Origin of the sequence: Tetragenococcus muriaticus DSM 15685, assembly GCF_000423785.1 — a bacterium.
GTDB lineage: Bacteria > Bacillota > Bacilli > Lactobacillales > Enterococcaceae > Tetragenococcus > Tetragenococcus muriaticus.
In genome coordinates this window covers 1-20225 of record NZ_AUIQ01000038.1, presented here as the reverse complement: position 1 = coordinate 20225, position 20225 = coordinate 1, and the positions used below count along the sequence as shown (strand labels likewise).

Sequence of the window (20225 nt, the reverse complement as noted above, 5' to 3'; positions counted from 1 at the left end):
GCTGGAAAAGTCACAGAGCACGCGCGTCAAGTGCAAATTCACTTATCAAGTACAAATGTTTACAATACACTTTTTTGGGAAGTCCTTACACGAATTCAGCGATTGAATCTCTAGTTTACTTTTGCCCTTTTCATCCTTATAAAAAAGGCTTGGCTTTCATTCTCTAGGAAGAATTTTATCTTTTTTTAGCGTCGTTCGATTATCCCTTCCTATTCTTGATTAAAAAGTGGCGATAAAAAGGGAAAATAACATAAAAGTCACCTCGTTGATCGGTCGAATGCGTTATCCACAAATTTTTATAAATCATTCAGGGAAAGTAAAAGTGCATAAGAAATTTAAGTAATTCCAGTTCAAATGCTTGAAAATTATAGCAAAGGTTGTATAATAGAATTTGAAAGGTCAAATTTGGTCAATGTTTTTTTGACATTCACCTTGCCTTTTACAAAGTGACAAGAATTTGAACATTAAAGAAAGGTTGTGAGGTTCGATGCTTTGTCAAAATTGTGGAAAAAATGAAGCCACCATTCATTTATATGCAAATGTTGGCGGACAAAGACGACAAATCGACTTTTGTCAAAACTGTTATCAAAAACTTAAAAATCAACAAGAAAATGCAATGGGGATGCAACAAGATCCATTTGGCTTTGGAAGCCTAGACGATTTCTTCCGCCAAATGTCTCAAATGCAACAAGGAAATTCCTACTACGAACAAACCCCACCAACACAAGCTGGTGGCGGAAATAATTCCAATGGTGGGCAACAACCACCTAAGGATTCTGGATTGTCTGGCCTTTTAGGAGATTATGGAATTAATATTACCAAAGAGGCTCAAGACGGACAAATTGATCCAGTAGTAGGTCGAGATAGCGAAATTAAACGCGTTATTGAAATTTTAAATCGTCGTACAAAAAATAATCCTGTTTTAATTGGTGAAGCTGGCGTTGGTAAAACAGCGGTTGTTGAAGGTTTAGCTCAAAAAATTGTTGACGGCGATGTACCACAAAAATTAATGGATAAAAAAGTTGTACGTTTAGATGTCGCTTCATTGGTTCAAGGAACAGGTATCCGGGGCCAATTTGAAGAAAGAATGCAACAATTGATTAATGAAATTAAAGAAGCCCAAGATATTATCCTATTTATTGACGAAGTCCATGAAATTGTTGGTGCTGGTACAGCCGGTGATGGCAATATGGACGCTGGTAATATCCTGAAACCAGCTCTTGCTCGTGGCGATCTACAAATGGTAGGGGCAACCACATTAAATGAATATCGTACCATTGAAAAAGATGCTGCTTTAGAACGTCGTTTGCAACCACTACGTGTGGATGAACCAACAATTGAAGAAACGGTTTCTATCTTAAAAGGATTGCAACCACGTTATGAAGATTATCACCATGTAAAATATACAGATGAAGCCATTCAAGCAGCAGCTGACTTGTCTAACCGTTACATTCAAGACCGGTTCTTACCAGATAAAGCAATTGATCTATTGGACGAATCAGGAGCTAAGGAAAACTTAACGATTCAATATGTTGATCCAAAAACGATCGACAAAAAACTAGAAGAAGCGCAAAAACAAAAAGCACAAGCTTCTAAAGAAGAAGATTACGAAAAAGCTGCTTACTATAGGGATCAAATCAATAAACTTGAAAAAATGAAAGAACAACAAGTTAGTGACGAAAAAATGCCAGTCATTACTGAAAAAACAATGGAACAAATCGTAGAACAACAAACGGGGATCCCAGTAGGTGAACTCAAAGAAAAAGAACAAAATCAATTGCGTACCCTCGGTGACGACTTGAAGAAACACGTCATCGGACAAAATGAAGCTATTGATAAAGTTTCTCGAGCTATTCGTCGTAACCGTGTAGGTTTAGGCAAACAAAACCAACCCATCGGTTCTTTCTTATTTGTTGGTCCTACTGGTGTTGGTAAAACAGAACTCGCAAGACGTTTATCCTATGAACTATTTGGTTCGACTGATTCGATGATTCGCTTTGATATGTCAGAATACATGGAAAAACACAGTATATCTAAGCTTATCGGATCCCCTCCTGGTTATGTTGGTTATGAAGAAGCAGGTCAATTGACGGAAAAAGTTCGTCGTAACCCATATAGCTTGATCTTACTTGATGAAGTAGAAAAAGCTCATCCAGATGTATTGCATATGTTCTTGCAAATTCTTGATGATGGACGTTTGACTGATGCCCAAGGACGCACCGTAAGCTTTAAAGATACGTTAATTATCATGACTAGTAACGCAGGTACAGGCAATGTTGAAGCAAATGTTGGATTTGGCCCTGCACGTGAAGGTATGACAAACTCTGTAATGAGTCATTTGAAAGATTACTTCAATCCTGAATTCCTAAATCGTTTTGATGGTATCGTAGAATTTAAGGGACTAAGCAAAGAAAACTTATTGAAGATCATTTCACTAATGCTAGATGATGTAAATAATATGCTTGCTCGTCAAAACATTCATATCGATGTCTCGCAAGATGTAAAGGAAAAGCTAGTTGACCTTGGATATGACCCTGCCATGGGTGCTCGTCCGTTACGTCGGACAATTCAAGAACAAATTGAAGACAATATTGCTGAATATTACCTTGACCATCCTGGTAGCTCAGAGTTAAAAGCTAAGTTGAATGATAAAGGTGAAATTGAAATCGAAGCATCAGAAAATGCCACGGTACAAAACAAGCAAGAAAACGAATAAACAATAAATAATGAACTGGAAAAGTACTTTTGTGTACTTTTCCAGTTTTTTTAATACCTAACACTTTTCATTTTATTAAAATAAAAATATAATATATGTAAGAAAACCAAGCTGCAAAAAATGTGAGGTGAAATAAATGAAATTAGTAAATGTTACAAATAGTCACTCTAGATTAGTAAAACAACAGTTAGAAAGTACAGATGCAGAACTGGTTAAGGTGTATACTGCTGGCAACATCTCTATTGTGTATACCGAAGCTCCCCAACATAATGAGCTCTTATTAGTTAATAAAAAAAGAGCTATCCGTCCATCTGAAATAAATGAAATTAAAAATCGCTTCTTAAACAAACTTTCCGAAGATTCTTATAATGAACAAGATATTATCGAGATAGAAAATGATGGCGTCGTTGAAATTTCCATACCTAAATTGTTAAAAAAACCTTAATAGGTTAGCATAAAAAAGAGGGTGAGATAACCTTCCCGACAATAAATCTCTATAATTATTGGCAGGAAAGTGTCTCATCCTCTTTTTATTTTACAATAAACTTTTCAATTCTACATTTGGATATTTTTCAGCAAACCATCGCATAGCAAATTCATTTTCAAACAAAAATAGCGGTTGATCGAAACGATCTTTAGCCAAAATGTTCCGACTGGAATGCATATTTTCATCTAAGTCTTTCGGGTCAATCCAACGAGCAATCTTATGCCCCAAGGGTGTCATAATTACTTCAGAATGATATTCATTTCTCATACGATATTGAAAAACTTCAAACTGCAATTGACCCACAGCGCCAATAATATAATCATCTGTCATATAGGTCTTATATAATTGAATAGCACCTTCTTGAACTAACTGATAGATGCCTTTATAAAATGATTTTTGTTTCATAACATTTTTGGCATTTACTTGCATAAATAATTCCGGCGTAAAAGCTGGTAAATCTTCGAAGGCTACCTTAAGGTTCCCTTCATAAAGGGTGTCTCCTACTTGATAATTTCCCGTATCATAAATGCCTATAATATCCCCAGCAACCGCTTCTTGAATATTTTCGCGAGATTCAGCCATAAATTGTGTTACATTACTTAACCTCATTTTCTTCCTTGTTCGCTGTAATGTTACTTCCATGCCTCGATTAAATGTCCCTGAGCAAATACGTAAAAAAGCGATACGGTCGCGATGAGCTGGATCCATGTTCGCTTGGATTTTAAAAACAAAACCAGAAAACTTTTCTTCATAAGGATCTACTCGATCTTCTTTTTTGGTTTTATGTGCATGAGGCGCTGGGGCATATTCTAAGAAAGCCTCTAAAAATGTTTGTACACCAAAATTCGTTAATGCTGAACCAAAAAATACCGGTGTTTGATCTCCTCGCTCTACTTTTTCTAGACTGAAATCATCTCCGGCTTCTTGAAGTAATTCGACATTTTCCAAAGCTTGTTGATAGACACTATCTTGTTTTAATGGATGCTCCTCAGCGATGTCGCCCTCTTGATCGAGAGATAAGAATCGCTTCCCGTCATAATTTTCAGGGTGTGATAATTCCACTCGTTGATTGTGCATATCATAAATACCCTCTAATCCACTTCCCATACCAATTGGCCAATTCATAGGGTAGGATTCAATATCCAGCAAATCTTCCAATTCTTCTAACAACTCGAGCGGTTCACGTCCATCTCGATCCATTTTGTTAATAAAAGTGAAAATAGGGATTCCTCTTTGTTTAACAACTTTAAATAGTTTTTTGGTTTGAGCTTCAATTCCCTTAGCACTATCAATTACCATAACTGCACTATCTACTGCCATTAAAGTACGATACGTATCTTCAGAAAAATCCTCGTGACCCGGCGTATCCAATATATTAACTCGTTTGTCTTCGTAATCAAACTGCATTACAGAACTGGTTACTGAAATTCCACGTTGCTTTTCAACTTCCATCCAGTCAGACTTCGCGTAATTCCCAGTCTTCTTCCCCTTTACTGTACCAGCTTGCCGAATGGCTCCACCAAAAAGCAAGAGCTGTTCTGTAATTGTCGTTTTCCCAGCGTCAGGGTGAGAAATAATTGCAAATGTACGTCTACGATCGACTTCATTTTTTTGTGTTTGTTTATCCATTGCTTATACTGCAAGTTGTTATACTTACAGGTTCTCCTTCCTTTTTTAAACTTGTTTTATATTTTTTGTCTTGATAAATATGAACTTGATAAGTATATCATTTCAGCTAACAAAAATAAATAAAAAGCGCGAATAGATCGGCCCTTCTCGTTTGTTATGTTCTAAAAGATTAAAAAAGAGCAGAATCTCTTTTTAGATTCTACCCTTTATAGTTAACGACGAGGTTCGTCCTCTTCAAATTCTTTATGGAAAAAGCGACGGTCTTCTTCAGGCTCTACTCCTTCCGTTTCAGATGGATCATGGAAAATGACGCGAATTTTCAAAACGCGCGAACCTGCTGTTTGTTCTGATACTAGCGTCAAATTATCTACATCAAAGGTCAGCTTTTCTCCTTCTTCTGGAATTTCTCCCAAAGCTGTAATCAAGTAACCAGCCATAGTATCCACGTCTGACATATGTAGGCTTGTTTCGAAGGCTTCGTTGAATTCATCAATGAGCATTCCACCTTGAATAATATATTCTGAATCAGCAACCTTTTTATAAAGCGTTTCTACTTCATCTGTTTCATCCTCAATTTCACCTACAATTTCTTCTAATAAATCTTCCAACGTCGCAAGGCCTACAACGCCGCCATATTCATCTAATAAAATCGCCATTTGATTTTGTGTCTTTTTCATTTCATATAACAAATCATCGATAAAAACTGTCTCTGGTACAAATAAAGGTTCTTGTAATAGTGAAGGTAAATCAATAGTATCAAACCCTTGTTTGTATGCTTCCTTGAGTAAGTTCTTCGTGTGCAAAATTCCCACGACCTTATCTTTTTCTTCATTAAAAATCGGGATTCGAGAATAATTTTGTTTTAAAATATCATCGATTACTTCACTCACACTATCATTAATATCGACCATATATGCATCCGTACGAGGAACCATCACTTCACGAGCAACTTTGGTATCTAGCGAAAAAACGCCTTGAAGCATGGATAATTCCTCATCTTCAAAGACACCTTCTGTTTCCATCATATAACGCATCTCATCCCGCGTCATTTTACTATCTTCGTCATCGAATTCCATTGGGGTCATTCGAGCGAGTAAATTCGTCGATGCTGATAGCAACCAAACAAATGGTTTTGCAACTTTTTCGACGGCGCGAATAGTTCCAGCAGAAAACTTAGCTACTTCTTCTGTTTTGCTCATAGCAATTCGTTTAGGATATAATTCACCAAATACAATCGAAATATAAGTTAAAAGCATAACCATAAGTATATTTGCGATACTTGTTGCAGCGGCGCCACCACCTAAATGTGGTGAAAGTCGTTGCGCCAATTGTGAAGCAAGAGAAGCACCAGACAAAATATTTACTAAAGTGATACCTACTTGAATTGTTGATAAAAAGTTCGTTGGTTCTTTTAACGTAGGTAAAAGTTTTTGTGCTTTTTTATCTCCTTCTTCTGCTTGTTGCTCAATACGGTTTTTATTAATGGAAACTACAGCGATCTCTGAAGCTGCTAAAAAAGCATTCACTATCGTTAAAACAAGTAATAGCAACATTTGGGCTATCAGCGACTGACTCCCGGGGTCAGCGTTCATAATGACATTCGCTCCTTATTTTTCAATTTTATAAAAAATGTGGCCTACAACCACAGTAAAATACTACCACAAGGCATTTCTCTTTTCAATGAAAACCGATTCACATGATTGATTGTTTACATTTTTACCAAAAGTCTTCGACTAGCTAATTTTAAGGCAAAACGATATAATCATTGCGAGGTGATAAAATGTATACATTACATACTAACGATACTTTAAGTCTAGTTTATAAAGATGCCCTTGATATTAGAAAACAAGTTTTTATAATAGAGCAACAAGTTCCGTCTGAACGAGAAATAGATACTGATGAAAAGCAAGCTGTCCATTTCGTTTTATACAATGAACAGCAAATCCCCGTGGCTACCGTGCGCTTACTCGCTTCTAATGACAATACAATGAAAGTACAGCGTATGGCTGTGATCAAAGATGCTCGTAGAAAAGGCTATGGTAAAATTCTAATACGTGAGATAGAAAGTTATGTTAAAGAAACAAAGTATCAAAAAATTAGTCTAGGAGCGCAAGTCTCTGCCTGTGATTTTTATCGTCATTTAGGCTATCAAGAAAAAGGCGACTTCTTTTGGGATGCTGGAATTAAACACATCACAATGACGAAATTTATTTATTAAAAGAAATGGTGAGATAAGAAAAAATACCCGAGCTATAAAGACATTGCCTTACAATCCAGCAAATGCTTGTTGCAAATTCACAAAAGTTAGCAAATTTCAACAAATATAGTTCGGATATTTTATTAACAAAAGAACTTATGTCACAGCTCTTATTTATTTATGCGACAATTGCTTGTAGCGATTATACCAAATATCGACATACCCTTTTGAGAAGGGTCCTTTTCCATTATTAATCCAATCAACTAAAATTTTGACATTTTCTTTTAAGATATAATCAATATTGTTCGGATACTGCATTAATTTGCTATGCAATTCATACTCATCCACATCCAACAAACGTTTCTCTCCGTCAGGAAAAACTTTAATGTCCAGATCGTAATCAATGTATTTTAGTGCTTCCTCATCTAAAACAAATGGAGAAGCTAGATTACAATAATAGGAAACCCCCTTTTCTCGAATCATTGCTACTACATTGAACCAATATTTTTTATGAAAATAAACAATAGCTGGTTCGCGGGTCACCCAACGTCTGCCATCTGATTCAGTAACCAAAGTGTGATCATTTAGACCAATCAGAGACTGCTCGCTAGTTTTCAATACCATTGTATCACGCCACGTTCGATGCAAATTGCCATCATGTTTGTAACTTTGAATGCTAACAAACTCGCCCTCTTTAGGCATTCTCATAGCAACCCTCACCTTACGAAACTCGTATTTGCTTGGGTGTTTTACCCCGGCATCACAAACATTATAGCAATAATTTCTTTTGTTTTCTATAAATCTCACCCAACTTTATGAGATTTATTGAATTGTTGGAGCATTTTTTGCTGTATTTTAGGGAAAGCCACAGATGGAAAGGACGCTTCTTTTAACCATTGACCGCCTTCAGTCGTAAATTCTGTTCTACTACGTCCATAGAAAATGAGAACATGCCATTTTAAATGACTAAACACATGAGTCACTTCACCAAAATGTCTTTTTTGCCAGACGACCGGCCACTCACTAAAAATGTTAGGCGCTATCTCCTCATCTTCAGCAACCAAGTCCAAAGAGAGTTGATTTGTATCTTCTTTTTCCCAAAATTGTTTGAGCTCTTGGTATTTCTTTCCCTCAACTTCTTCTAAAGGAAAATGCCACATCTTAGCTAAAAGACCATTTTCTGGACGTTGAATGACTAAATATTCATGATCTGCATTTTCAATAATTCCAGCCAAATAGTAAACGTCTTTAGGCTTGGCTTTTTTTGTTTTCACTGGAAACTTATCATGCGCTTTATGTGTACAAGCATAACAAAACGGTTTAAGCCAACTTGGACACTCCATAGCAGACGGGGTAGAAACTGTTGCCCCTACTTCCATTAAAGCTTGATTCATATCTCCAGGCTGTTCATGCGAGATAATAGCACGAAGAATTTGATCAAATATCTTATAAGTACTTGCCTTAGTTATATCTTCTTCAATGCCAAATAGTCGGCTAATCACTCGCATTACATTGCCATCAATAGCGGGCTCAGGTAAGCCAAACGAGATACTTGCAATTGCCCCCGCTGTGTAAGGACCAATACCTTTTAGACTACGGATTTCTTTCACTGTATCGGGAAATTTCCCATTAAAGTCATCTTGAATTTGTGTTGCAGCTACTTTTAAATTTCTAGCTCTCGAATAATAGCCTAATCCTTGCCAAACTTTTAATAATTTTTCCTCATCTGCTTCAGCTAGTGCCTTAATCGTAGGAAACTCTTCCATAAAGCGATAATAATAATCAATCACCGTATCTACTCGTGTCTGTTGTAACATAATTTCTGAAATCCATACCTTATATGGATCCGTGTCAGCGCGCCAAGGTAAATTTCTCTTATTCCGATGGTACCAATTCAGTAATGTTGTTTGAAAAGCCTGAATGGTTTGTTGATCCCACATCTTACTTTTCATCTAAAACTTCCTCATCAATAAATTTTTGAATCATATCTATAGTAAATCCTTTTTGATATAGTTTTTGCTTAAGCTTCATTTTTTTCTTAGAAGAATCATTAGAGCGATCTCGTTTTAACAATTTTTGACCTTCTTTTTGCAAAGTTTCCCACTCTTGTGATTCATCAATTTCATAATCAAGCCCTTCAATAGCTTGTTGGGCAATATCTTGATTAAAGCCTTTTTTTATTAAATTTAATCGTAACTTTTGTAAGGTCTCATGGTGACTCTTTCCTCGGATTTTTTTAAATCCCTTCACTGCAGTGTTAGCAGCAATTTCTGCTTGTAACTCAGGTGTATATAGTTCCATAGCTTCAGCAATCAGATCATCTTGAACCCCTTTTTTTCGTAACTGTTGAATTAAATTAGCTGGTCCTTTATCACTTAAACGAATTTGTGTCCGCACGTAACTCACCGCATAAGTTTGGTCATTTAAGACGCCAAGCTCTTTTAAACGAGTGACAATTTTATGCCGATCTTCTAAAGGAATCTCTTTATTTTGCAAATATGTGCGAACTTCTTTTTCCGTCCGTAATTGATAACTAATATAATTCAAAGCTTCTTGCAGACCAAAATCATAACTTGCTTGTTCTTTAACATCTGCCATTTGCTCTTCTGTTAGTTCACTTCCTTTTAATAAACGAAAGCGAACCAGAAGGTCTTCTGAAACTTTGATTTTTTCTTGATGATCGATGGTGACTTGGTAAAAAGTACCTTTTAGTTTTTGAATACTGGTTACAGTATACATCTTCCCACCCTTTCATACATTCTCCTTTAGTTTATAACTTTTACTCAAAGGAATCAATTCCGCGTTAATAAGGATTATTTTCTGTTCATTACAGATAAAAAAGTTATTGAATAAAAGTTTCAACATTCATTATTCAATTTCATTTTATTGAATAATAAAACTACATTTTTTTATTCAATATTATCAAAATTTCATTCGCTTTTTTCATTTTGAATTATTTTTACTGATTATTGAATAAAAAATTTCAATTCCGTTATTCAATAATTTCTTATTGAATAAAAGAGATCTTTTTCTTTATTCAATTTTAGATTATTAGATAATGAATTCCTCTTTCTTTATTCAATATTAAGTAGTTTCTACACAATTGGATCATATCCCACTCGTCCAATGTAATGAATCGAACCATTAGACAGAAGAAGGATATGATCCAACCAAATACTTATATACAATTTGTAACCTCGCGCTTATAACATATCAAACAATGATAGTTGATTTTCATCAGGTAAATCGTTTAAAACACCGTTATCAGACATATAATCAATCAACGTTTTAGAAACCTTAGCACGATTAGCAAGGTCTTCTTTTGAAAGAAATGGCCCATCTTCTCGTGCTTTTACAATTTGTTTGGCCACGTTAGTACCTAAACTAGGGACAGCTCTAAATGGTGCAATCAATTTGTTATCTTCTATAACAAAATTAACTGCATCTGATTTGTATAAATCAATCATGCCAAATTCGTAACCACGTTCCAACATTTCATTACACAATTCAAGAACAGTCAGTAAGTTTTTTTCTTTCGCTGTAGCATCTGTTCCTTTATCAGTAATTTCTTTCATACGTTCTTTTACAGCATTTTTCCCTTTGCACATGGCTATTAAATCAAAATCATCTGCGCGAACAGAAAAGTAAGCACAATAATAAAGAATTGGGAAATACACTTTAAAATAAGCAACGCGCAAAGCCATCAATACATAAGCTGCAGCATGGGCTTTAGGAAACATATACTTAATTTTTAAACAAGAATCGATATACCAGTCTGGAACATCGTACTTCTTCATTTCTTCTTGCCATTCATCCGGAATACCGCGACCTTTACGGACATGCTCCATAATTTGGAAAGCAAGCCCTGCATCAAGTCCCGCATGCATTAAGTAAACCATGATGTCATCACGGCAACCAATAACATGAGCTAAATCAGCTATTCCTTGGCGCACAAGCTCATCAGCATTTCCCAGCCATACGTCTGTTCCGTGTGATAAACCAGAAATTTGTAGCAATTCAGCAAAAGTTGAAGGGCTTGTTTCTTCTAACATCCCCCGTACAAAACGCGTACCAAATTCAGGAATTCCTAAAGTGGCAGTTTTTGAATAAATTTGTTCAGGTGTTACTCCTAGCACTTCTGTTCCTTCAAAAATTCGCATTACTTCTGGATCATCTGTAGGAATTGTTTGTGGATCAATCCCAGATAGGTCTTGTAACATCCGAATAACCGTTGGATCATCATGACCCAAAATATCAAGCTTCAAAACATTATCATGAATAGAATGAAAGTCAAAGTGGGTTGTACGCCATTCAGCATTCAAATCATCAGCCGGATATTGAATCGGCGTAAAATCGTAAACATCCATATAATCAGGAATAACTATAATACCACCTGGATGCTGTCCTGTTGTCCGCTTAACGCCAGTAGCTCCTTTGGCTAAACGATCAACTTCAGCGTTTCTAAAATTTAAATTATAATCACGTTCATAACCTTTCACAAAACCAAAGGCGGTTTTATCCGCTACGGTACCGATTGTTCCTGCTCGAAAAACGTAATCCTCACCGAAAAGTTCCTTTGTATAATTATGGGCTATAGGTTGATAATCTCCAGAAAAGTTCAAATCAATATCAGGAACTTTATCCCCATTAAATCCTAAGAAGGTTTCAAACGGAATATCATGACCATCTTTTTTCAAACGTGCCCCACATTCCGGGCAATTTTTTTCTGGCATATCAAAACCAGAACCGTAAGAACCGTCTTCATAGAATTCTGAGTACCGACACTCTGGGCAATGATAATGAGGAGCTAAAGGATTTACTTCAGTAATTCCTGTCATAGTAGCTACTAAACTTGATCCAACTGAACCTCTCGAACCAACTAAGTAACCATCTTTATTACTCTTTAATACTAATTTTTGTGAAATTAAATAAATAACAGAAAAACCATTTCCAATAATTGATTCAAGCTCTCTTTCCAAGCGCTTTTCAACGATTTTTGGCAAAGGATCACCATATAATTCCTTTGCTTTGGAATAACTCAAGTTTGTAATTTCTTCCTCTGAACCAGGGATTTTGGGAGTATACAATTTATCTTTTACTGGAATAACTACTTCACAGCTGTCATTGATCGCTTGAGGATTGCTAATGACGACTTCTTTAGCTTTTTCTTCACCTAAAAATTGGAATTCAGTTAGCATTTCATCTGTCGTACGGAAATGAACATCTGGAAGGCTGTGGCGATTTAATGGGTTGGCCCCACCCATCGAGTTAATTAAAATTTTGCGATAAGTGGCGTCTTCTTCATTTAAATAATGAACGTCACCTGAAGCAACCACTGGCTTATCCAATTCTTCCCCAATTTTTACTAACTTAGCAATAATATCTTCTAAGTCTTTTTCACTTTTTACTAGTTCTTGTTCCACCAGGGGAGCATAAACGGCTTTAGGCATGATTTCGAGATAATCATAGAATTTTGCCAGTTCTTTAGCTTCTTCATAGCCTTTTTGCATCATTGCAACAAAGACTTCTCCTTTATCACAAGCTGTTCCAATCAATAAACCTTCCCGATACTTGACCAACTCAGAACGTGGAATTCGTGGCTGTTTGTCATGGAAATATTTGACATTGGACATGGAAATTAATTTAAATAAATTTTTCAGTCCTTTTTGAGTTTTAACTAAAATACTAGCATGAAAAGGACGAGCAGCTTTCAAAGAATTAGCGCCACCTACATGGCGGTTCAAATCTTTATGTAAATACATCTCATGATCTTCCATTGCCTCTTTAACAAAAATCCAAGCCAGATGACCCGTAGCCTCTGCGTCATAAACAGCACGGTGATGCTGTTCTAAAGCTACACCAAATTTTTTAGTCAATACACCTAAACCAAAACGTTTGAATTCTGGATGTAAAAAGCGCGCTAGCTCTAATGTATCAATCACCGGGTTGCTTGCTTCAGGAATATTATTACGTTTATAGCTCATGTTTAAAAAGCCCATGTCAAAAGAAGCGTTATGTGCAACCAAGATGGTTCCTTCAGCAAATTCGCGAAATGATTGGAGCACTTCTACTTCAGATTTAGAGCCGCGTACCATTTCATCAGTAATTCCAGTTAAATTAACCGTTGTATTAGAAAGCGGATGTCCTGGATCAATAAATTCTTCAAAAGTTTCTTCTACATTTCCTTTGTGCATCTTAACCGCTGCTAGCTCAATAATTGAATCATAAACCGCTGAAAGCCCAGTCGTTTCAACGTCAAAAATGACATAAGTAGCATCAGAAAGTGAAACGTCTTGTGGGTTATAAGCCACTTCAACGCCGTCATCCACGACATTAGCTTCCACGCCATATATAATTTTCACTCCATTTTTCTCTCCAGCTTGATGGGCCTCTGGAAAAGCCTGAGCGCCACCATGATCAGTAAGTGCAATGGCGCTATGGCCCCATTTACCTGCTTGCTCAACTAACTCAGTGATGCTATTTGTCGCATCCATCGTACTCATATTGGAGTGTAGATGCAATTCTACCCGCTTTTCTTCTTCTTTAGCGTAGTCTTTACGTTCTTCATGCTTTATTTCTGTTAAATCTTGGGCATTCATTACTAAATCTCGCATGAAAGTATCTTCTTGAATACTTCCACGTACTTTTAACCAGCTACCTTGTTGTAAAGAATCAAATGCTTGTTCATCTTTTTCACCGTTTGAGAATTTTTTTGCCACAAATGAGGAAGTATAATCTGTAATTTTTAAAATCAACAGTTGTCTTCCTGAACGTAATTCCCGCACTTCTTTATCAAAAACATACCCCTGAATCGTCACTCGCCGTTCTTCTTCTAAAATATCTTCCATTGGAGTAACCAATTCGTCTGAAGGGATGGAGCGACCTAAAGTCACAGGGCCTTCTGCTGATTGTTTTTCTTGTTTTTTCTCTTGTTTTTGTTGTTTATGTGAAGCAATAGACTCCGCAGCCTGTTGCATAAAAGCTTCTTGTTGTTCTTTTTGCAAAGCTTCAAGCTGTTCTTTATTTTCATCTGCCTGTTTTTGGTCCAATTGTGGTTTGATACGAAACTTAGCAAAACCGAAAGACTGATAAAGTTTTTCGATCATAGGTAAATATTGTTGCTGCAAATTAGGAATCACTGCCTCATTGGAAATTGGCAAAATAATTTTCCGATCCTCCATAAAGGGCTGTTGACTCTTTAATACTTGTTGAATAAAAGGCGTTGAACAATTTTGATCAGCCAAAACCAACGGCCAATACTCTTGTAATAATTTTTCATCAAATTGTCCATCACTTGTTTCAATTCGCATAGTAACGGTGGCGATGTCCTGAAAAGCCATTTCCAAGTTTTGGCGAAAATTTTGGTAAAGCATTACAGGCAATATTTTTTCAAATGCTAAAACAAAGGTCCAACTCTTGGACTGCTTATGAACAATGACTTGTTTAATTTCTCCTTGTTTGATCAAAGGATTTTCTCGCATGGTTTCATCAAGGTCGATTTGATCTAAAAGAATTTCAAAAGATTCTTTTCCCTTTGACAAGTTTATACACTCCTTAATGTTACATTCTCTTTTTTAGTATACGCTATTTACTAAAGTAACGAAAGCAGCCTAGAACATTTCGCTCTAGACTGCTTGTCAATTTTCTGAACTCAATAAAATAGATAACGTGGAAACGAGTTCTTCTTGTTTTACTTCAACTGTTGCCTGGGTTTGTTTAAGCTTAATCCCGACAACACCTTCTTCAGCATTATTGCCAACAGTAATACGAACTGGACAACCAATTAAATCAGCATCCGCAAATTTTACGCCGCCTCTTTCTTCACGGTCATCTACTAAAACTTGGTAACCAGCTTCCATCATCATTTTTTCCACTTGATTTGTTAAGTCTGTTTGAGATTTATCGTCCATATTTGTTTGTACAATATGTAAATCAAAAGGAGCAATTTCAGCAGGCCAATTAATCCCTTGTTGGTCACTACTTTGTTCTACAACCATAGCCAATAAACGACTGATACCTAGTTCATAATAGCCCATTTGTATAGGAATTTGTTGTCCATTTTCATCCAATACATTTGATTTTAATCTTTCGCTAAAATAAGTTCCTACTTTAACCATACGCCCAACTTCAATCCCTTTTTTAAGCTGCAAAGTTCCCTTGTTATCCGAAGAAATATCGCCTTCTTTTACTAAACGAAGGTCAGCATATTGTTCAATAGAAAAATCATCATCCGGATTAACATTTTTTAAATAAGTATTTACTTCATTTCCACCTGTCAACGCATTTGCAAGACCTTGTATTTGCAGGTCCGCATATATCTTACAATCTTCAGAAACGCCGACCGGGCCGATACTATCTAAAGGAGAGTTAAAATATTGTTCAACTTGAGTTTCATCTGCTACTTTTAATTCTTGAACTCGTAGCATTTTTTTTACTTTTAGTTCATTTACCTTCTGATCCGCCCGTACTAAAACAAGTACGGGCTGAGAACCTGCTATATAAAACCGTGTCTTAATAGTCTTTTGCAGTGGAATAGCCAAATCTTCAGCCGCTTGAGCGAGTGTCTTACACTCATCAAAAGCCACTTTGCTCATTTCTTTATGAGGCTCATGTGATTTTTTGGAAGTAAAAGCACTCGTTGCAGCTTGTAAATCTGCGGCATAATCACTTTCATCAGAAAAACAACCAATTTTATCACCTGATTCAGAAAGGACCATATATTCCAGTACATCGGTCTGCCCGTTTATTTGACTATCCCCAAGCAAACTTTTCACTTTAACGCCTAGACGTTCAAAAATGCGATTAAAAGCTTTTTGATAAGACTGATACATCTCATTTAAACTATTTGTCGTTGCATGAAAAGAGTAAGCATCGCTTAAAATAAATTCATGACTACGAAATAGCCCCAAGCGTGAACGTTTATCATTACGATATTTTGTCGTTGTTTGAAAAAGCGTTAAAGGCAATCGTTTATAAGAAGAAATTTCATCGCCAATAAGCTCGCTAATTAAACCTTCATAAACTGAGCCTAAAACAAACTCTTTCCCATTACGATCTTTTAAATTATAAGCTTTTCCATCATAGTCATCCAAATTCGACTTTTCTAGCAAGGATAAAGGAAGAAGTGTTGGCATTTGAATTTCTACTGCCCCAATTTTTTCAAATTCTTCTTCAATGATTTTATTCATCTTCTTTAATACACGCATTGCTAAAGGCAAATAAGCATAAACTCCCCCAGATACTTGTCGAATAAAACCAGCTCTTAATAATAATTGTAAATTCTTGGCTTCTGCATCATTTGGATTTTCTCGCATTGTTGGAATCAAAAGCTTTGATTGTTTCATAGCACACTCCTTTACTTAAAACAAACCTCTTTTTTAACCATGTGACTAAACAGCCCTCATATTAACTAAAAGCTTATTTTTAAAAGAAAAAGCGCTGGATGTCATTCCAAGTAACTAACACCATCAATAACATCAACAAACCAAATCCTACCAAAGTAATAAGGCCTTCTTTTTCTTCACTGATCGGTTTTCCACGTACAGCTTCCACAATATTGAGTAATAATTTGCCACCGTCTAAACCTGGGATTGGCAATAAATTAACAATACCTAAGTTTACAGATATCATTGCCGTCAATAATAAGGAGGTGATAACGCCTTGTTGAGCAGCCTGATTAGATAATTCGAAAATGGCTACAGGACCTCCTAATTGGTCCAAACTAAAATTGGTGACCAGCGTTTGGAGAGCAACCAAGATTTGAACAAAAGTATCCCAACTTCGTTCAACACCTCCGATTAGCTTATCCCAAAAACCTGTGTTTAGTGAAGCTTGTACACCAAGCTGACCCACCTGTTGGTCTTGGTTATCGACACTTTCTGGTGTTGCTTCTACTTGTAACGTTTGGTCCCCTCTTTCTACTTCGAGCGTTAATTCTTCTTCAGGATGTTGTTGGACGACTCGTTGTAATTCAGGCCAACTACTTGTCTGTTCCTCATCGATACTTACAATTTCATCTCCTGATTGTAAGCCAGCAGAAGCAGCCGCCCCATCAGGAGCCACTTCGCCAAGGACAGTAGAATCTTCATTAGGTACACCGCCTTGTAAGAACACAATCACAATAAACAACACAATGGTCAATAAAAAGTTATTCATGGGACCAGCAAAGTTGGTCAACATCCGCTGCCATAATTTTGCTGATTGAAATTGTACATCGCGCGGAGCAATACGTAATTGTGTCCCATCTTCTTCGATAATCATCGCTTCATGGCTAACAGGATACGTTCCGACGTTTTGTTCATTTCCATTAATAAACCCAGTAATTTGCAATTCATCTGTTAAATCATAACTCGTTACTTCCATAGGAATGGCATTTGCTAATTGAACTTTTTGGCTTGTATTTATTTTTTTGACTTCATTATTTTCGTCTACTTCTAACGACACCGGCATTCCGGCTTTTAACTCTTCTTCTTCTCCATAGCCTGCCATACGAACATATCCTCCCATAGGGATGGCGCGTATGGTATAGGTTGTGCCATCTTGAGCTTGGTGACTAAATAGTTTAGGACCCATTCCAATGGAAAATTCTCGAACTAAAATACCTGCTCTTTTGGCAAAATAAAAGTGGCCAAATTCATGTATTACCACAACTACTGAGAAGACGATTAAAAATGTAATCAGTGTCCTCATCGCCTGCGTTCTCTCCTTTGTGTGAGTATATCAAAGATTACCCATTATTTTATCACATCTTAGCTAATTCACAATCAATGAACTTATTTGTAATAAGAATTTAAAAAAGCATTTCCGATCATTCGAAAATGCTTCGTTACCTTTCAAAACTAAAACAAGCCAATTAAATGCATAATAGGAAAAACAAATAGCATACTATCAAAGCGATCTAAAATGCCTCCGTGTCCAGGCAAAATATTGCCAGCATCTTTGACTTGATAGTGACGCTTGATTGCTGATTCCACTAAATCACCAAATTGTCCAACAATTGAAAGAATGATTGTCCAAAAAATCATTATAAAGGAACCATATTCAAAATAAAGACTCCCTGGATAAAGAATTAAGAAAACAATCGCAACAAAGACGGCACTTACAATGCCTCCTAAAGCTCCTTCGACCGTTTTATTAGGAGAAATTTCTGGCCATAATTGGCGTTGACCATACTTTTTTCCTATCATATAAGCGCCAATATCCGTTGCCCATACAATGAAAATCCCTAGCAATAAGACCAACAATCCGGTGGCTCTTGCCTCTACAAAATTTTGAAATCCTACTCCTACATACAAACTAACTAATACAGGAAAACCAGCTTCATCAATGGTGTACATGTTTTTTGATATCACCGAAACACCGAGTAAAAGCATAACAACAAAATAAAAAAGAATCAGTTTATCTGCTGTATCAGGTAAGTAAGAAAACCATGGATTGTTAGGTAAGACAAGAACAATAGCGCCGATGGTAGAAAGTATACCTTCAAAACTTAAAAGAGCTAGTCCTTTCATTCTAAAGAGTTCGTAGACTCCTACAACAGCTAACAAAGCTCCCAGTAGTTGAACTGCAATCCCACCAAAGTCAAAAAAGATAATGGGTAAAAAAAGTGCTAACGCAATAATCGCTGTAGCGACTCGACGTCTCATTTATTTTCCTCCTTTTTCAAACCGCCAAAACGACGGTTACGATGTTGAAAAATGGCAATCGAGTTTTCCAGTGATGTTTCATTATAATCCGGCCATAACTCTTTGGTAAAAAGTAATTCACTATAAGCAATTTGCCATAATAAAAAATTACTGATTCGTTCTTCTCCGCTCGTTCGAATCAAAATTTCTGGATCCCGAATTTCTTTTGGCAAAAAACTAGTCATCAAATAATCACCGATCATCTCATCAGTTATTTGTTCAATTTCAATATTATTTTCTGTAATATCAGATGCGATATTTTTCACCGCGTGAACCATTTCCGAGCGGCTACCATAGTTTAAAGCAAAATTCAAAATCAATCCGGTATTGTTACTAGTGGCTTCAACTGCACGATTAATTGCATCTTGTGTGGAAGCAGGTAAAGTGTCATACTCTCCCATTACATTGATACGCACATTTTTCTTCATTAATTCTGGCACAAAAGTATCGAAAAAATCAACAGGTAATTGCATCAAAAAATCGACCTCTTCCTCAGGTCGTTTCCAATTCTCCGTTGAAAAAGCGTAAAGTGTTAACACCTTAACACCTAAATTAGAAGCATGTTTAGTAATCGTTTTGACTGTTTCCATGCCTTCTTTATGTCCAGCTACACGTGGTAAATAGCGATTTTGTGCCCATCGTCCATTCCCATCCATAATAATAGCAATATGATTGGGCACTGGTAATTCTGAATCAAAAGTATATTCCTGTTCTTCTTGGAAAGTTTTATTCTTCTCTGGAAAAAAACGCAACATTTGTTTGTCTCCTGCCTTTATTAATCTACTCATTTATAAGATCAACGTAAGTTTTATCTTTCTCATTATAACAATAAACCATCCTATTGCCTATAATAAACAAAAATATGGACGAAATTATTAAAAGAACAAAAGAATTTTTTAAAAAATAGCTAGAAGAAAAAACACTGTTCTTCAGTTTTTGTGCTATATATACAATTAGCTCACTACTTTAGCATACTTATGTGCTTATTTTGAAGAAATATTCCATTTTTGCAATAAATGTTTAAATTAAGCCCACTAGTTTGGCATACTTATGTGGTTAAAAGGATTTAGCCCCACTACTTTAGCATACTTATGTGCTTATTTGCTGATAACCACACTAGTCTGAGATACTTATGTGCTTACGTAATTGTTTTTGAATAGGGTAGAGGGGAAATAAATTTCCGCCCCTCCCGTCGCACCGTACGTACGGTCCTCGTATACGGCGCTACATTTGTACTGTTTTCACGCTTTATTTAGATAGTAGGATAAAGGATCAACCAATCCAGGTCGATCCTTTTTCTTTATGGCTAAAACTTTCGGACTTAACGTAAAGTTGACAACGTCCATCCCGCATTTCCTATACCAACCTAATCTAGAATTAGCGACCTTATAAATGTCTTCTTTCTTGAAATGACACTTGAATAGTCGATTCAATTGTTGTAAATTCATATAGATTCGTCGCGGAAGTTTCCATTGCTTTATAATAATGACACGGACTTTATGTCGTAACCAT

The 20225-nt window shown here is 36.2% G+C and carries 13 protein-coding genes and 1 pseudogene; 3 read left to right on the top strand and 11 right to left on the bottom strand.

The genetic code is table 11. The features are described from left to right. The first annotated feature begins 487 nt into the window (after positions 1-487). Positions 488-2716 carry an ATP-dependent Clp protease ATP-binding subunit gene (locus tag G577_RS0106855; RefSeq protein ID WP_028790582.1) on the top strand — a complete coding sequence of 743 codons (2229 nt, stop codon included), beginning with the start codon at positions 488-490 and terminating at the stop codon, positions 2714-2716. A gap of 136 nt (positions 2717-2852) precedes the next feature. Beyond that, entirely contained in the window at positions 2853-3161 is a 309-nt protein-coding gene (locus G577_RS0106850; protein WP_028790581.1) for a DUF1827 family protein, read from the top strand. A gap of 90 nt (positions 3162-3251) precedes the next feature. On the opposite strand, the gene G577_RS0106845 is transcribed toward G577_RS0106850, so the two are convergent. Next, positions 3252-4832: a peptide chain release factor 3 gene (locus G577_RS0106845; RefSeq protein ID WP_028790580.1), complete on the bottom strand. Its 1581-nt coding sequence runs from the start codon at positions 4830-4832 to the stop codon at positions 3252-3254. A gap of 212 nt (positions 4833-5044) precedes the next feature. Next, positions 5045-6424 carry a hemolysin family protein gene (locus G577_RS0106840; RefSeq protein ID WP_028790579.1) on the bottom strand — a complete coding sequence of 460 codons (1380 nt, stop codon included), beginning with the start codon at positions 6422-6424 and terminating at the stop codon, positions 5045-5047. 188 nt (positions 6425-6612) lie between these two features. Here G577_RS0106840 and G577_RS0106835 point away from each other — a divergent pair, with 188 nt between their 5' ends. Further along, positions 6613-7050, top strand: a complete 438-nt coding sequence (locus G577_RS0106835; protein WP_028790578.1) for a GNAT family N-acetyltransferase — start codon at positions 6613-6615, stop codon at positions 7048-7050. A gap of 153 nt (positions 7051-7203) precedes the next feature. On the opposite strand, the gene ntdP is transcribed toward G577_RS0106835, so the two are convergent. From ntdP to G577_RS12175, 9 genes and pseudogenes are all read right to left on the bottom strand, one after another. Beyond that, complete coding sequence (gene ntdP, locus G577_RS0106830; RefSeq protein WP_028790577.1) at positions 7204-7737, bottom strand: nucleoside tri-diphosphate phosphatase; 534 nt, start codon at positions 7735-7737, stop codon at positions 7204-7206. A gap of 95 nt (positions 7738-7832) precedes the next feature. After that, positions 7833-8981, bottom strand: coding sequence for an A/G-specific adenine glycosylase (gene mutY, locus G577_RS0106825; protein WP_028790576.1), 1149 nt, complete (start codon positions 8979-8981; stop codon positions 7833-7835). Then, a complete protein-coding gene (gene recX / locus G577_RS0106820) occupies positions 8971-9768 on the bottom strand; it encodes a recombination regulator RecX (RefSeq protein ID WP_028790575.1) in 798 nt (265 codons plus the stop codon). Before recX ends, mutY begins: the two co-directional genes overlap by 11 nt. Positions 9769-10232: 464 nt before the next feature. After that, the gene (locus G577_RS0106815; RefSeq protein WP_028790574.1) at positions 10233-14570 is read right to left on the bottom strand and encodes a PolC-type DNA polymerase III; all 4338 of its coding nucleotides are present in this window, start codon (positions 14568-14570) and stop codon (positions 10233-10235) included. Between the two features lie 96 nt (positions 14571-14666). Further along, the gene (locus G577_RS0106810; RefSeq protein WP_028790573.1) at positions 14667-16373 is read right to left on the bottom strand and encodes a proline--tRNA ligase; all 1707 of its coding nucleotides are present in this window, start codon (positions 16371-16373) and stop codon (positions 14667-14669) included. 79 nt (positions 16374-16452) lie between these two features. Next, positions 16453-17718, bottom strand: a complete 1266-nt coding sequence (gene rseP, locus G577_RS0106805; RefSeq protein WP_028790572.1) for an RIP metalloprotease RseP — start codon at positions 17716-17718, stop codon at positions 16453-16455. A 149-nt stretch (positions 17719-17867) separates the two neighbouring features. After that, positions 17868-18674, bottom strand: coding sequence for a phosphatidate cytidylyltransferase (locus G577_RS0106800; protein ID WP_028790571.1), 807 nt, complete (start codon positions 18672-18674; stop codon positions 17868-17870). After that, on the bottom strand, positions 18671-19468 hold the full coding sequence (locus G577_RS0106795; RefSeq protein ID WP_028790570.1) for an undecaprenyl pyrophosphate synthase: 798 nt from the start codon (positions 19466-19468) through the stop codon (positions 18671-18673). Before G577_RS0106795 ends, G577_RS0106800 begins: the two co-directional genes overlap by 4 nt. 486 nt (positions 19469-19954) lie before the next feature. After that, positions 19955-20225, bottom strand: a pseudogene (locus G577_RS12175) (group II intron reverse transcriptase/maturase); the annotation flags it as partial.